The organism is Escherichia sp. F1 (assembly GCF_046764225.1).
GTDB classification, from domain to species: domain Bacteria; phylum Pseudomonadota; class Gammaproteobacteria; order Enterobacterales; family Enterobacteriaceae; genus Escherichia; species Escherichia coli.
Map to the genome: position 1 here is coordinate 4,852,802 of NZ_CP177202.1, position 13,168 is coordinate 4,865,969.

Genomic DNA, 13,168 nt, shown 5'->3' on the forward strand with positions numbered 1-13,168 from the left:
CCTGACTCAGCGCGACGGGAAAAATTGAGGTCGCTGACAACCGCTAAGGCTATCAGCAAAAAGGGATAGCCTTAGGAGTTGATCCTGGATGACAGGATAGTGAGCCAGTATCTACTGGGTGTGTCCAAGGCGAATGTCCTCTTAGAGTGATCGTGCGCGCATGTTACGCCAGCAAAATTTTGCCGTCAACACGCAACAGAACACCACAGAACAATAGTTGAACTTCGCGCTTTTTGGTACTCGTCAAGGTCGCTAACAGGATAAAAAAATCCCACATCCAGGACCTATAATGGCGCATCGGCTACTCATTGGTAAAGGAATGATCACCTTGAATCTCAAACGGATTTTTCTCGCCCTCACCTTACTTCCCTTGTTTGCTGTTGCCGCTGATGATTGCGCACTCTCAGATCCGACGCTGACCGTACAGGCGTATACCGTTAATCCTCAAACAGAGCGGGTGAAAATGTACTGGCAAAAAGCCAATGGCGAAGCGTGGGGAACGTTACATGCTCTGCTGGCGGATATTAATAGTCAGGGTCAGGTGCAGATGGCGATGAACGGCGGCATCTATGATGAAAGCTATGCGCCGCTCGGTTTGTACATCGAAAACGGTCAGCAGAAGGTGGCGTTAAATCTCGCTTCAGGTGAAGGAAATTTCTTTATTCGTCCTGGCGGCGTGTTTTATGTCGCGGGAGATAAAGTCGGCATCGTTCGTCTGGATGCCTTTAAAACCAGTAAAGAGATTCAGTTTGCGGTGCAGTCAGGGCCAATGTTATTAGAAAACGGCGTAATTAATCCACGCATTCACCCGAATGTTGCCTCGCGTAAAATTCGTAACGGTGTAGGGATTAATAAACAAGGGAACGCCGTGTTTTTGTTGAGCCAGCAGGCGACAAATTTTTATGATTTTGCCTGCTATGCCAAAGCGAAACTGAACGTTGAGCAGCTGCTTTATCTTGATGGCACAATTTCACATATGTATATGAAAGGCGGGGCAATCCCGTTGCAACGCTATCCTTTTGTTACCATGATTTCCGTCGAGCGGAAAGGTTAAGCATTGTACACTCGAGGAGGCCAGACAAACTGGGACTGGCTACACAGCTGGAAAATCATCAGATAAATGAAGGGAAACAAAAATGAAAAAAACGCTCGCAACGTTATTTTTATTAACGTGTCTGGGATCATCATCCGCCTATGCGGATAACGCTTTGATTTTACAAACTGATTTTAGCCTGAAAGATGGTGCCGTCTCGGCGATGAAAGGGGTCGCATTCGGCGTTGACCATAATCTTAAAATCTTTGATTTAACACACGAAATTCCACCGTATAACATCTGGGAAGGCGCTTATCGCCTGTATCAGACTGCCAGTTACTGGCCGCAAGGTTCGGTGTTTGTTAGCGTGGTCGATCCGGGCGTAGGCACTGACCGTAAATCGGTAGTGCTGAAAACCAAAAACGGTCAATACTTCGTTTCACCAGATAACGGTACGCTCACTTTGGTGGCACAAACTCTGGGTATTGATAGCGTCCGGGAAATCGACGAAAAAGCTAACCGCCTGAAAGGTTCTGAAAAGTCATATACCTTCCATGGTCGCGATGTATATGCCTACACCGGTGCGCGTCTGGCTTCCGGAGCGATCACGTTCGAACAGGTGGGGCCAGAGCTTCCTGCAAAAGTTGTCGAACTTTCTTATCAGAAAGCAAAAGCAACAAAAGGTGAAGTGAAGGGCAATATCCCGATTCTCGATATTCAGTACGGCAACGTCTGGAGCAATATCAGCGACGAGTTGCTGAATCAGGCAGGAATCAAACTCAATGACACGTTGTGTGTGACCATTTCCGAAGGTTCCCAGCAAAAATACGCAGGGAAAATACCGTATGTCGCAAGCTTCGGCGATGTGCCGGAAGGCCAGCCGATGGTGTATCTGAACAGCTTATTGAATGTTTCCGTGGCGCTGAATATGGATAATTTTGCGCAGAAACATCAGGTTGCGTCTGGTGCTGACTGGAATATTGATGTGAAGAAGTGCGCTAAGTAAGGTGCTGATGCGGAATGCGGTGTGGCGCACCGCATCCCGCAACGTCACACCGTCTCCAACCGGGCATAAGCCGCCACCAGCCATTTAATACCCTGGCCCTGGAACGCCACCTGCAAACGGCTATGCTCACCGCTGCCTTCCATATTGACAATGGTGCCTTCACCAAACTTAGCGTGGCGTACGCGCTGGCCGAGCTTGTAGCCGCTGTCGTTCTCGACCATCGGCGTACCCATCCGTTGATGGCTGACCGGGCGGCTTACCGTGGCGCGCAGGCGCACCTCTTCCACACACTCTTCCGGCAGCTCGCCGATAAAGCGCGACGGGCGATGGTAAACTTCTTTGCCATACAGACGGCGGGTTTCCGCGTAGGTCAGCGTCAGTTTCTGCATCGCGCGGGTTACGCCAACGTAGGCCAGACGGCGTTCTTCTTCCAGACGCCCACCTTCATCCAGCGACATCTGGCTTGGGAACATGCCCTCTTCCATACCGACGATAAACACCTGCGGGAACTCCAGACCTTTCGCCGAGTGTAGCGTCATCAACTGCACCGCATCCTGCCAGGTATCCGCCTGCCCCTCGCCCGCTTCCAGTGCCGCATGGGAGAGGAACGCCTGCAGCGGCATTAAATCTTCGTCTTCTTCGTTGTAGCTGAACTGGCGCGTCGCCGTCACCAGTTCCTCTAAGTTTTCGATACGCGTCTGGCCTTTTTCGCCTTTCTCCTGCTCGTACATTGTGCGCAGGCCGGAGTCTTTAATTACCCGGTCAGTCTGTACATGCAGCGGCATATCGGCAGTTTCCTGCGCTAAGGCGTCGATCAGTTCCATAAACCGCTGTAAGGCACTGGCAGCACGTCCGGCGAGGGCTTTTTCCTGCAACAGTTCACGACATGCCTGCCAGAGTGTTAACTGGCGATCGCGCGATGTCTGACGTACCACGTCCAGCGTCCGGTCACCAATACCCCGCGTTGGTGTATTCACCACGCGCTCAAAGGCCGCGTCGTCATTACGGTTGGCAATCAGGCGCAGATACGAGAGCGCATCTTTGATTTCCTGGCGTTCGAAGAATCGCATCCCGCCGTAAATACGGTACGGCATACTTGCCTGTAACAGTGCTTCTTCCAGCACACGCGACTGGGCGTTGCTGCGGTAGAGAATGGCGCACTCGGCAAGCGCCCCGCCGTTGTCCTGCCAGGTTTTGATACGGTTAACCACAAAACGCGCTTCATCGAGTTCGTTAAAAGCGCAATAGAGGGAAATAGGCTCACCATCCGCGCCATCGGTCCACAGTTTTTTACCCAAACGCCCGTTGTTGTTTTCAATCAGGGCGTTCGCGGCGCTCAGAATATTGCTGGTAGAGCGGTAGTTCTGCTCCAGACGGATAGTTTCAGCACCGGGGAAATCATTGAGGAAACGCTGAATATTCTCCACCTGCGCTCCACGCCAGCCGTAGATTGACTGATCGTCATCGCCAACGATCATCACTTTGCCGGTATCGCCCGCTAGCAGGCGGATCCACGCATACTGAATGTTGTTGGTATCCTGGAATTCGTCCACCAGGATATTGGTAAACCGTTCGCGATAGTGCTGAAGGATATGCGGCTTGTTAAGCCACAACTCGTGAGCACGTAGCAGCAGCTCGGCGAAGTCCACCAGGCCCGCGCGGTCACACGCTTCCTGATACGCCTGATACACCTTCTGCCAGGTCTGCTCCACCGGATTACCGTAGCTTTGAATATGATGTGGACGCAGGCCTTCATCTTTCTGGCTGTTGATGTACCACATTGCCTGGCGCGGCGGCCACTGCTTCTCGTCGAGGTTCATCGCCTTGATTAGGCGTTTGAGCAGGCGTAGCTGGTCCTCGCTGTCGAGGATCTGAAAATCCTGCGGCAGATTGGCGTCCATATGGTGCGCACGCAGCAGACGGTGCGCCAGCCCGTGGAAGGTGCCGACCCACATGCCGCCCTGGCTGGTGCCCATCAGCTGCCCGATACGATGACGCATCTCCGCCGCCGCTTTGTTGGTAAACGTTACCGCCATAATCGAATATGGCGAGCAGTTTTCCACGCTCATCAGCCAGGCGATACGATGCACCAGTACGCGCGTCTTACCACTGCCCGCGCCCGCCAGCACCAGAAGGTTGCTGCGTGGCGCGGCCACCGCTTCGCGCTGTTTGTCATTAAGGCTGTCGAGCAGGTAAGAAACGTCCATTGGCACCGCCGCGTAAAAATAGGTTGGGCGGAGAAGCGCAACGCCCTCCGCCAAAAAGCTGGGTATATATACAGATTTGCTGATTATATCAGCGAGGTCAGAGATGCCAACCGGGAAATTTCCAGATGCGGGAGTAAACGGCTGTCCCAGGTTTGCATCAGATCGCCATTTTCCGGTCTGATCCAACAGGCCTGCATTCCGCTGCGAATTGCCCCACCCACGTCAGTGGTGAGATCGTCCCCAACATGTAAGATCTCGCCGATCGGCACGTTGAGTTTTTCCGCCGCCAGAAAGTACATATCGCTGAACGGTTTTGAGCGCCCGTGCGGGCCAGCACGCAGTACAAACTCAAAATAATCCCCCAAACCAAACAGTTCCGGCTGGGCGTTACCGTTGGTGATCGCCACCAGCGGCCATTTCTTCGCCAGCTGCTTTAAGGTGTCGTGGGTTTGCTGAGGGACATCGATTCGGCTGCGCCATTTGGCAAAGTTGATCATTGCTGCGTGTGCGCCTGCACTGGCTTCTTCGGCACTCAGCCCGGCGTCGAGCATGGCTTGTTCAATCGAACGAAAACGCCAGCGCGTCACGTCGTGATAAATCTCGGGTTCCGCTTCCCGTACCGCCTGGCGCAGGCGTTGCAGATCTTCATTCTGGAAGCTGCGCAGCGCCGGATGATAATTTTGCACAAAGGTAAGCGCCTCTCGCTCGGTGCGCAAAATCACCGGACGGTTATCGTAAAGGGTATCATCCAGGTCAAAGGTGAGCGCCGAGATGCGCCCCAAAGGCCGGTAAAAACGCATTATTTCCCCCGTTTGGCGCGTGGATGCGCCGCATCGTACACCGAGGCAAGGTGTTGAAAATCAAGATGAGTATAGATTTGCGTGGTGGAGAGGTTGGCATGACCCAGCAGCTCCTGCACACCACGAAGATCGCCGCTCGACTCCAGCATATGCGTAGCGAACGAGTGACGTAATTTATGCGGGTGAACGTGATTATTCAGCCCTTGTTTTATGCCCCATTCGGCAAAGCGTTTCTGCACATTACGCGCGGAGATACGCTTGCCCAGTTTCGACAGAAAAAGCGCGTCGTCTTCGCTACCAAACAGGTCGCGCAAATCAAGCCAGTGCTCAATCCACGCCACAGCGTTGCGACCAATCGGCAGGCGGCGCTCTTTGCTGCCTTTTCCCATCACCCACACTTCGCCGGACTCCAGGTCGAGGTGTTTGATATCGAGCCCCACCAGTTCGGAAAGACGCAGACCCGCGCCGTACATCACTTCCAGCATTGCCCGATCGCGCACGGCGAGGGGATCGTTGATATCAATATCCAGCAGCCGATTCATATCATCGACGTCGATGTTTTTCGGCAGATGACGCGGCGCTTTCGGTGCCGAAACACCTTTCGCCGGGTTGGCTTTGAGCTCGTTCTGGCTGACCAGCCAGTCAAAAAAGCTACGTAGCGCAGAAAGCCGTAACGCCAGACTTGCAGCTCCCAGCCCTTTACGGCGACTGCGTACAGCGAAATTGCGCACCATCGTCACATCACATTGCTGCCAGCTTTGCAGACCGTTTTCGCTGGCAAAATTGATGATCGCCTCAAGCTGACGCTGGTAGTTAAGCAGGGTTATCGGGCTTAGCTGGCGCTCCACGCTCAGATAACGTAGGTAGCGTTCTACATCGGTGTGTAAATCGGTCATACGCGTTCAATCCAACGCTCCAGAAGCTCCGGCAACATCAGCGCAATTTCATGAAGTAACTGCGTTCCCTGCCCTTGTTGATAGTGACTGGCATCGCGACTGGTAAACAGCACAACACCCAAATCAGCATCGCTTCCCAGCATCGACATCGCCACCGATCCCACCGCTTTCGCTTCCGGTAGCACCACCAGAAGCTCCGGTCCGTTAAGCGGCCCCAGATAGTGCTGTTCCTGCCCCAGACGCTGAATACGCAGCGGTTCGAAAGACTGACGGCTTAATGCCAGATGAGTGTGGTTCGACGGCGCACCTAAGCGCCAGCGATCTGGAAACAGGCGCAGACTCGCACCTGCCAGGCCGAGATCGCGCGCCCAGCGGTGAAAGCGCATCAGCATATCATCGAGACTGCTGGCGGCGGTGAGACTGCGCTGCAAGTAGAGTAAGCGATAAAACAGCCCTTCGTTGGCGATAGCCTGTTCCATCAACAACGCCATGTTCTCTTCCAGAACATGAATATGATTACGTGCACGGGCCATGTGCCATTCGACCAACGAAACGGTGCCGCGTACCGGATGCGGCACACGTATCGCTTCAACTGCGCGCGCATTGCGGATAAAAAACTCAGGATTTTTAATCAGATAATCGACAACCGCCCGGTCATCAAGCTCCGTGAGTGTTTCCTGCAGTTCTTCCCCTGGTTGCTTCATAGATGAATAAATCCGTCGTAGACATGTACCGCCGGGCCAGTCATATATAACGGGTGACCCGGACCTTTCCAGGCGATATCAAGACGACCGCCGGGGAGTTCCACGCGTACTTCTTCGGCCAGCAAACCTTGCTGGATCCCTACCGCCACCGCCGCACATGCGCCGCTGCCGCAGGCCTGGGTTTCTCCTGCCCCACGCTCATAAACGCGTAAACGAATATGCTCGCGCTTAACCACTTGCATAAAACCGATATTGGCGCGCTCCGGAAAACGCTCATGGCTTTCCAGAACAGGACCAAGCGTTTCTACCGCCGCAGTATCGACATCATCGACCTGAATCACGCAGTGCGGATTTCCCATCGACACCACGCCACATAAGATTGTCTGCTCGGCGGCGCGCATAATATAGGTCTTTTCCGCTTTGTTAGCGCGAAACGGCACAGCGGAAGGTTCGAAGTTGGGCTCGCCCATGTTTACGCGAACCAGATCATCATCGGTGACGGTCAGAACCATCCGCCCGTTGGCGGTGCTGACGCGGATATCGCGCTTATTGGTCAGCCCTTTCAGACGCACAAAACGGGCAAAGCAGCGCGCGCCGTTGCCGCACTGCGCCACTTCACTGCCATCAGCATTGAAAATGCGATAGTGAAAATCCAGTTCAGGATCATACGGCGGCTCAACCACCAGCAGCTGGTCAAACCCTACCCCCAGGTGCCGATCCGCCAGGCGACGAATCAGCTCCGGTGAAAAAAAGACATTCTGCGTTACCGCGTCGACGACCATAAAATCGTTGCCAAGGCCATGCATTTTCGAGAACTGCATCATTTACTCCAATCACGCGGGTACAGAAACTGACTTTTAGTAATTCACCTGGGATGGACCATCGCCAGTGGCGCGGTCGTTTTTATCCGGCACCGTGGATTGCGTTTGCGTCTCTACCGGTTTGGTCGGCGGCGGTGCGTTTTTATCTGCAGGCGGGAAATAGAGCGGACCTTTCAGACCGCAGCCCGTCAGGCTGAAGAGAGTAAGTAATACAGTGAGTGCCTTAAACACGTTTTTCATTATGGATTGCCTGTAAAGTTCATCGCTTTCTGCTTTCTATCATCGCAGGAGAAGGCGTAAAAGCAAGCGTTTAGCGACTCTTTATGAAGTCTGAAAAGTGAGGAAATGCTGCGAGTATAACGCTTACACGTGGGGATTTATGTTTTGCTGGTAGTTTCGTGATCGGCACCTCGCGCCAGGATGGCTTTATGCACTATCGCAATGTGGTTTGTGTGTTGTCTTGTTCATTGTTCTTATCATCGGCATGGGGATGTCGGCTTTCCGCGCCTGAACATAATATTTACCAGAAACAGGGAAAAGGCGTGGTGTATTTGCGCCCTTATGAAAAGACTAATCTTTCGCTATATAGAGACATTATTATTCCGTTGACAGATGAATCATGCCGGAACGCAGCCGCAGAGGTGCAAACTTTGAAGCCCTGACCCCATGCCGCTATACTGCCGCCATCACTTAAAAACAGGATACAACAATGAACGACAGTGAATTTCATCGCCTGGCTGATCAACTGTGGCTGACCATTGAAGAGCGTCTGGACGACTGGGATGGCGACAGCGATATCGACTGTGAAATCAACGGCGGTGTACTAACCATTACCTTTGAGAACGGCAGCAAAATCATTATCAACCGCCAGGAACCGCTGCACCAGGTATGGCTGGCAACCAAACAGGGCGGCTACCATTTTGATCTGAAAGGCGATGAGTGGATTTGCGATCGTAGCGGCGAAACCTTCTGGGATTTGCTGGAACAGGCGGCAACGCAGCAAGCGGGTGAAACAGTCAGTTTCCGCTAAGATTGCATGCCGGATAAGCCTCGCTTTCCGGCACGCTCATCACGAAAAATACTGCTGTAATAGCGGCGTGTCGTGATCCTGATTGGCAGGCGGCATGTTGCCAATCGATTTGGTGCGGAACGGAATCACCTGTTCACGACCATCAACCTTCACAATCTGATAGAACTGCGGCAGGTTGAAGTTGATGAAGCTTGAGCCGTAGGTAAAACGGTCGTGCGATGACGAGTAGAAGCGACTGACGTCACGCACCAGCTCCTCTTTGCTGCCTTCGCAGTGGTGATACACCTCAACCCGGTTGCTTTCGTCGAGAATGTAGATATTAAAGCCATTCTCGTCTTGCGTTTCTTCGAAGAAGAACTGGATGATCCCTTCGCTGGCAAAGCCGTCCACCACCGCCGGTAATTTGACGTGATTGGTTTCAACCTGCACTGACAGGCCGTGCAGTTTGTTATGCGAAATAGCGCCATAAAACTCGATGGCATTTTCTAGTTTCTGTACCGATACATTCAGGCGCTCGAAGAATAAGCCCCAGGTTTGACCAGAAACGCGCAGCGCCTTGAAGCGCCCGGTTTCCTGGCGGGTGCTGGAAAGACGCAGTTCAATGCACTCAGAAACCAGTTGCTGCACGCGAGTACGGATTAATCCGCGCAGATGCTGGCTGTAGCAGAAGACTTCCACGCTATCTGGCGGTGCGGCGTCCTGATGCATTTTACCGAGAATGGTTTTCAGGGCTTCGATCATCGACTGCTCGCCGTTGAAGTGCAACGTACGCACTTCGTTCCACGAGTTGCGGTACAGCAGGTCCACGCTACCTACCAGGCAATTTTGATTCTCGCCAAAGCTGAAGACGTCCAGCTTACGGAAATCAAAATGCACCACCTGATTGCGGAACGCAGCTGTCGGGTCATATTCCAGGTTAACGATAATCGCCAGATGGCGAATTTCACACGGGCTGTAGAGCGCCTTCGGTGTCGGTGCAGGTAAGCGCAGCGGGAAATGGTGCGACACGTCGGCGACCATCTCCTGCAACTTAGGCAAATCGACAATGCCGTTACCTTTAATATACAAACGGGTGCGCGAGGTCAGCAGGCCGTTAAACCATGCCCACGCCACCAGTTTATTCAGGTAACGGTTATATTCCAGCGGCTGATGGCTGATGATCGACTCAATATTTGGCGCGCGGTTATACAGATACCAACCTGAACGGTTAGCCCGGCCCGGCGGCACATAAATAAAGGTCAGATTCGGTTCCGAGAGATCGGGTGAAATCTGCGGGTTTACCAGCGTCACTTTACCCGGCAATGCTTCAAACGCGGCATACAGCTTACGCGTCAGCACGCCGATATCCTGCGGACTGGCGGAGACGCTAAGGTTATTGCGGCGCGCAAAGCGAATCAGATTACGGTAGCTCTGCATCATCGCGTCGAGCAACTCGTTGTGCGCCTCACGTACCTGATCAATCTTCCAGTTAGCGCGGTTATCGAGCATTGCCAGACGAGCATCGTCCCATTCCCACTCTTTCACTAACTGGGTTAGCACTTCACGACGCCAGCCTACGCAGGCGCGTTCACGGCTGAGTTTTTCGCACACTTTTAAATAGAAGCAGCGGCGTACTAAATCCAGACGGGTGAAATCTTCAATCGCCGTCAGGTATTCAGTAACACGCTCCAGCATCATGCAGTAAGGATCGAGGCCAAACGACACAATCTCGCCGTCGTGCAAACGCTGTTTGATATCTTTCGCCAGCAGACGAGGGTTCGGGTATTCCCAGGAATAGGCTTCCAGCAGCAGTGTTTTCAGCACCGCTTTGTATGGGGAATCGATACTCTTGTAGAGCTGCCAAAGGCTGGCACCAAAGTACTCTTCAGCAGAAAGCGAGCTTAAGCCACCGAGATCCAGCCATTCATTTGGCGTCAGCACGCCCTGCGCGTAAAGCGTCATCACATAGTCGTCGTAATGCTCTTCTTCGTCGCACGGCACCATATTCCACAGAATACGCTTACCAGCGAGACGCACGGCGGTACGGTAAAATTCGTCAAGCAGCAGTATATGCTGGGTGGAGCCACAATCTTCGCCCCCCAGGCTGCCGCTTTCATTATGACGGAAGCGATTTTCATCAATCAGGAAGAAGCTAACTTCCACGCCCAGCGAGGCGGCCCAGCTTTCCAGCAGGCTGCATTTACGTTGTAGTAACTGGCGCTCTTCGCTATCAAGCCAGGATTGATGACAGACCCAGATATCCAGGTCAGAGGAACAACTTTGCCCTACGGACGAGGTGCTGCCCATGGTGTATACACCAGTAATTGGAAGCTCACCTTTCGGCGGATCCTGTACTGACATTCCACGATACAGTTCAAGCTCGTTCAGGTAGTGGCGTTGAGTTTCATCAGGCGTGTAAAGGCAAATGCCTTTGGGAACGTTACCATCAAGGTAACCCGGCATTAGCGGATGGTGATAGTGCAACAATGTCGGCAGTAGACTGTAGACCTGTTGGAATGCAGGCCCCATAGCAGCAAGCGCGCGATCCACACGCAATTGATTTATGGCATCCAGTCTCTGTTTCAGAGTCTCAATATAGAGGTACAAGACGTATCGCCTGATTTGCTACCCGTCATGACTGTGATTCCGCCAACATCAACGGTAACACGCGGCATTCGGGATATTTCGTATGTCAAAGGTAACCGTTACCACTTTTCGCGCCTGGTTTTTTTAGTTTCACGACGAAAAAATGGTCTAAAACGTGATCAATTTAACACCTTGCTGATTGACCGTAAAGAAAGATGCGCTACATACAAGTGTAGCACCGTTTATTCTCTGTAAATTCCTTATTACGACGGCGTGAAACGCCTGTCAGGATCCACTGCCAGACCTCATTTTACGGTTTGCGCAGGCGTCTACGTTTCACCACAACACTGACATCGCTCTGGCAAGGATGTTAGGATGGACCACGGATGATAATGACGGTAACAAGCATGTTAGACAATGTTTTAAGAATTGCCACACGCCAAAGCCCACTTGCACTCTGGCAGGCACACTATGTCAAAGACAAGTTGATGGCGAGCCATCCGGGCCTGGTCGTTGAACTGGTACCGATGGTGACGCGCGGCGATGTGATTCTTGATACGCCGCTGGCGAAAGTAGGCGGAAAAGGCTTATTTGTAAAAGAGCTGGAAGTCGCGCTCCTCGAAAATCGCGCCGATATCGCCGTACATTCAATGAAAGATGTGCCGGTTGAATTCCCGCAAGGTCTGGGACTGGTCACTATTTGTGAGCGTGAAGATCCTCGCGATGCCTTTGTGTCCAATAACTATGACAGTCTGGATGCGTTACCGGCAGGCAGTATCGTCGGGACGTCCAGTTTACGTCGCCAGTGCCAACTGGCTGAACGCCGCCCGGATCTGATTATCCGCTCCCTGCGCGGCAACGTCGGCACTCGCCTGAGCAAACTGGATAACGGCGAATACGATGCCATCATTCTTGCCGTAGCCGGACTAAAACGTTTAGGTCTGGAGTCACGTATTCGCGCCGCGTTACCACCCGAGATTTCTCTTCCGGCGGTAGGACAAGGTGCGGTCGGTATTGAATGCCGCCTTGATGATACACGCACTCGCGAGCTGCTTGCCGCGCTGAATCACCACGAAACTGCACTACGCGTTACCGCAGAACGCGCCATGAATACCCGTCTCGAAGGCGGATGTCAGGTGCCAATTGGTAGCTACGCCGAGCTTATTGATGGCGAAATCTGGCTGCGTGCGCTGGTCGGCGCGCCGGACGGTTCGCAGATTATTCGCGGTGAACGCCGCGGTGCGCCGCAAGATGCCGAACAAATGGGGATTTCGCTGGCAGAAGAGCTACTGAATAACGGCGCGCGCGAGATCCTTGCTGAAGTCTATAACGGAGACGCCCCGGCATGAGTATCCTGGTCACCCGCCCGTCTCCCGCTGGAGAAGAGTTAGTGAGCCGTCTGCGCACACTGGGGCAGGTGGCCTGGCATTTTCCGCTGATTGAGTTTTCTCCGGGTCGACAATTACCGCAACTTGCTGATCAACTGGCAGCGCTGGGGGAGAGGGATCTGTTGTTTGCCCTCTCGCAACACGCGGTTGCTTTTGCCCAATCACAGCTGCATCAGCAAGATCGTAAATGGCCCCGACTACCTGATTATTTCGCCATTGGACGCACCACCGCACTGGCACTACATACCGTAAGCGGACAGAAGATTCTCTACCCGCAGGATCGGGAAATCAGCGAAGTCTTGCTACAATTACCTGAATTACAAAATATTGCGGGCAAACGTGCGCTGATATTACGTGGCAATGGCGGTCGTGAGCTAATTGGGGATACCCTGACGGCGCGCGGTGCTGAGGTCACTTTTTGTGAATGTTATCAACGATGCGCAATCCATTACGATGGTGCAGAAGAAGCGATGCGCTGGCAATCCCGCGAGGTGACGACGGTCGTTGTTACCAGCGGTGAAATGTTGCAGCAACTCTGGTCGCTGATCCCACAATGGTATCGTGAGCACTGGTTACTACACTGTCGACTATTGGTCGTCAGTGAGCGTTTGGCGAAACTCGCCCGGGAACTGGGCTGGCAAGACATTAAGGTCGCCGATAACGCTGACAACGATGCGCTTTTACGGGCATTACAATAACTCTCATAACAGGAAGCCAT

General features: G+C 53.1%; 13 protein-coding genes and 1 pseudogene. 6 read left to right on the plus strand and 8 right to left on the minus strand.

Annotation, left to right across the window (positions count from 1 at the left end):
- Positions 1–71 precede the first annotated feature (71 nt).
- Positions 72–128 carry a protein YsgD gene (gene ysgD / locus ACK8NJ_RS23210; protein ID WP_211180520.1) on the minus strand — a complete coding sequence of 19 codons (57 nt, stop codon included), beginning with the start codon at positions 126–128 and terminating at the stop codon, positions 72–74.
- A 161-nt stretch (positions 129–289) separates the two neighbouring features.
- On the opposite strand from ysgD, the gene ACK8NJ_RS23215 reads away from it, so the two are divergent.
- Together ACK8NJ_RS23215 and ACK8NJ_RS23220 are read left to right on the plus strand one after the other, a co-directional pair.
- A complete protein-coding gene (locus ACK8NJ_RS23215) occupies positions 290–1,054 on the plus strand; it encodes a phosphodiester glycosidase family protein (protein ID WP_137660041.1) in 765 nt (254 codons plus the stop codon).
- A gap of 82 nt (positions 1,055–1,136) precedes the next feature.
- Positions 1,137–2,039: an SAM hydrolase/SAM-dependent halogenase family protein gene (locus ACK8NJ_RS23220; RefSeq protein WP_032352757.1), complete on the plus strand. Its 903-nt coding sequence runs from the start codon at positions 1,137–1,139 to the stop codon at positions 2,037–2,039.
- A 44-nt stretch (positions 2,040–2,083) separates the two neighbouring features.
- On the opposite strand, the gene uvrD is transcribed toward ACK8NJ_RS23220, so the two are convergent.
- The 6 genes from uvrD to lptM form a co-directional block, all read right to left on the minus strand.
- Entirely contained in the window at positions 2,084–4,246 is a 2,163-nt protein-coding gene (gene uvrD / locus ACK8NJ_RS23225) for a DNA helicase II (RefSeq protein ID WP_000383407.1), read from the minus strand.
- A gap of 83 nt (positions 4,247–4,329) precedes the next feature.
- Positions 4,330–5,046: a 5-amino-6-(5-phospho-D-ribitylamino)uracil phosphatase YigB gene (gene yigB / locus ACK8NJ_RS23230; protein ID WP_001213584.1), complete on the minus strand. Its 717-nt coding sequence runs from the start codon at positions 5,044–5,046 to the stop codon at positions 4,330–4,332.
- Entirely contained in the window at positions 5,046–5,942 is an 897-nt protein-coding gene (xerC, locus tag ACK8NJ_RS23235) for a tyrosine recombinase XerC (protein WP_000130691.1), read from the minus strand. The genes yigB and xerC overlap by 1 nt, the downstream gene beginning before the upstream one ends.
- Complete coding sequence (locus ACK8NJ_RS23240; RefSeq protein WP_000812796.1) at positions 5,939–6,646, minus strand: DUF484 domain-containing protein; 708 nt, start codon at positions 6,644–6,646, stop codon at positions 5,939–5,941. Before ACK8NJ_RS23240 ends, xerC begins: the two co-directional genes overlap by 4 nt.
- Positions 6,643–7,467, minus strand: coding sequence for a diaminopimelate epimerase (dapF, locus tag ACK8NJ_RS23245; RefSeq protein WP_001160654.1), 825 nt, complete (start codon positions 7,465–7,467; stop codon positions 6,643–6,645). The genes ACK8NJ_RS23240 and dapF overlap by 4 nt, the downstream gene beginning before the upstream one ends.
- A 36-nt stretch (positions 7,468–7,503) precedes the next feature.
- Positions 7,504–7,707, minus strand: a complete 204-nt coding sequence (gene lptM / locus ACK8NJ_RS23250) for an LPS translocon maturation chaperone LptM (RefSeq protein WP_000799889.1) — start codon at positions 7,705–7,707, stop codon at positions 7,504–7,506.
- Between the two features lie 158 nt (positions 7,708–7,865).
- Between lptM and ACK8NJ_RS23255 the strand changes: the two are divergent.
- Positions 7,866–8,051, plus strand: a pseudogene (locus ACK8NJ_RS23255) (DKNYY family protein); the annotation flags it as partial.
- A 125-nt stretch (positions 8,052–8,176) separates the two neighbouring features.
- A complete protein-coding gene (cyaY, locus tag ACK8NJ_RS23260; RefSeq protein WP_000999947.1) occupies positions 8,177–8,497 on the plus strand; it encodes an iron donor protein CyaY in 321 nt (106 codons plus the stop codon).
- A 39-nt stretch (positions 8,498–8,536) separates the two neighbouring features.
- On the opposite strand, the gene cyaA is transcribed toward cyaY, so the two are convergent.
- Complete coding sequence (gene cyaA / locus ACK8NJ_RS23265; protein ID WP_000281696.1) at positions 8,537–11,083, minus strand: class I adenylate cyclase; 2,547 nt, start codon at positions 11,081–11,083, stop codon at positions 8,537–8,539.
- A 386-nt stretch (positions 11,084–11,469) separates the two neighbouring features.
- On the opposite strand from cyaA, the gene hemC reads away from it, so the two are divergent.
- Together hemC and hemD are read left to right on the plus strand one after the other, a co-directional pair.
- Positions 11,470–12,411 (plus strand): hydroxymethylbilane synthase, encoded by a 942-nt coding sequence (gene hemC / locus ACK8NJ_RS23270; protein WP_001303155.1) that lies wholly within the window; start codon positions 11,470–11,472, stop codon positions 12,409–12,411.
- The gene (gene hemD / locus ACK8NJ_RS23275; protein WP_000026054.1) at positions 12,408–13,148 is read left to right on the plus strand and encodes a uroporphyrinogen-III synthase; all 741 of its coding nucleotides are present in this window, start codon (positions 12,408–12,410) and stop codon (positions 13,146–13,148) included. Before hemC ends, hemD begins: the two co-directional genes overlap by 4 nt.
- Positions 13,149–13,168: the final 20 nt, after the last annotated feature.

Coding starts and splice junctions, on each gene's coding strand:
- ACK8NJ_RS23220 (WP_032352757.1), top strand. CDS start 1,137: ATGAAAAAAACGCTCGCAACGTTATTTTTATTAACGTGTCTGGGATCA.
- ACK8NJ_RS23215 (WP_137660041.1), top strand. CDS start 290: ATGGCGCATCGGCTACTCATTGGTAAAGGAATGATCACCTTGAATCTC.
- yigB (WP_001213584.1), bottom strand. CDS start 5,046: ATGCGTTTTTACCGGCCTTTGGGGCGCATCTCGGCGCTCACCTTTGAC.
- dapF (WP_001160654.1), bottom strand. CDS start 7,467: ATGCAGTTCTCGAAAATGCATGGCCTTGGCAACGATTTTATGGTCGTC.
- cyaY (WP_000999947.1), top strand. CDS start 8,177: ATGAACGACAGTGAATTTCATCGCCTGGCTGATCAACTGTGGCTGACC.
- hemD (WP_000026054.1), top strand. CDS start 12,408: ATGAGTATCCTGGTCACCCGCCCGTCTCCCGCTGGAGAAGAGTTAGTG.
- hemC (WP_001303155.1), top strand. CDS start 11,470: ATGTTAGACAATGTTTTAAGAATTGCCACACGCCAAAGCCCACTTGCA.
- uvrD (WP_000383407.1), bottom strand. CDS start 4,246: ATGGACGTTTCTTACCTGCTCGACAGCCTTAATGACAAACAGCGCGAA.
- ACK8NJ_RS23240 (WP_000812796.1), bottom strand. CDS start 6,646: ATGAAGCAACCAGGGGAAGAACTGCAGGAAACACTCACGGAGCTTGAT.
- lptM (WP_000799889.1), bottom strand. CDS start 7,707: ATGAAAAACGTGTTTAAGGCACTCACTGTATTACTTACTCTCTTCAGC.
- xerC (WP_000130691.1), bottom strand. CDS start 5,942: ATGACCGATTTACACACCGATGTAGAACGCTACCTACGTTATCTGAGC.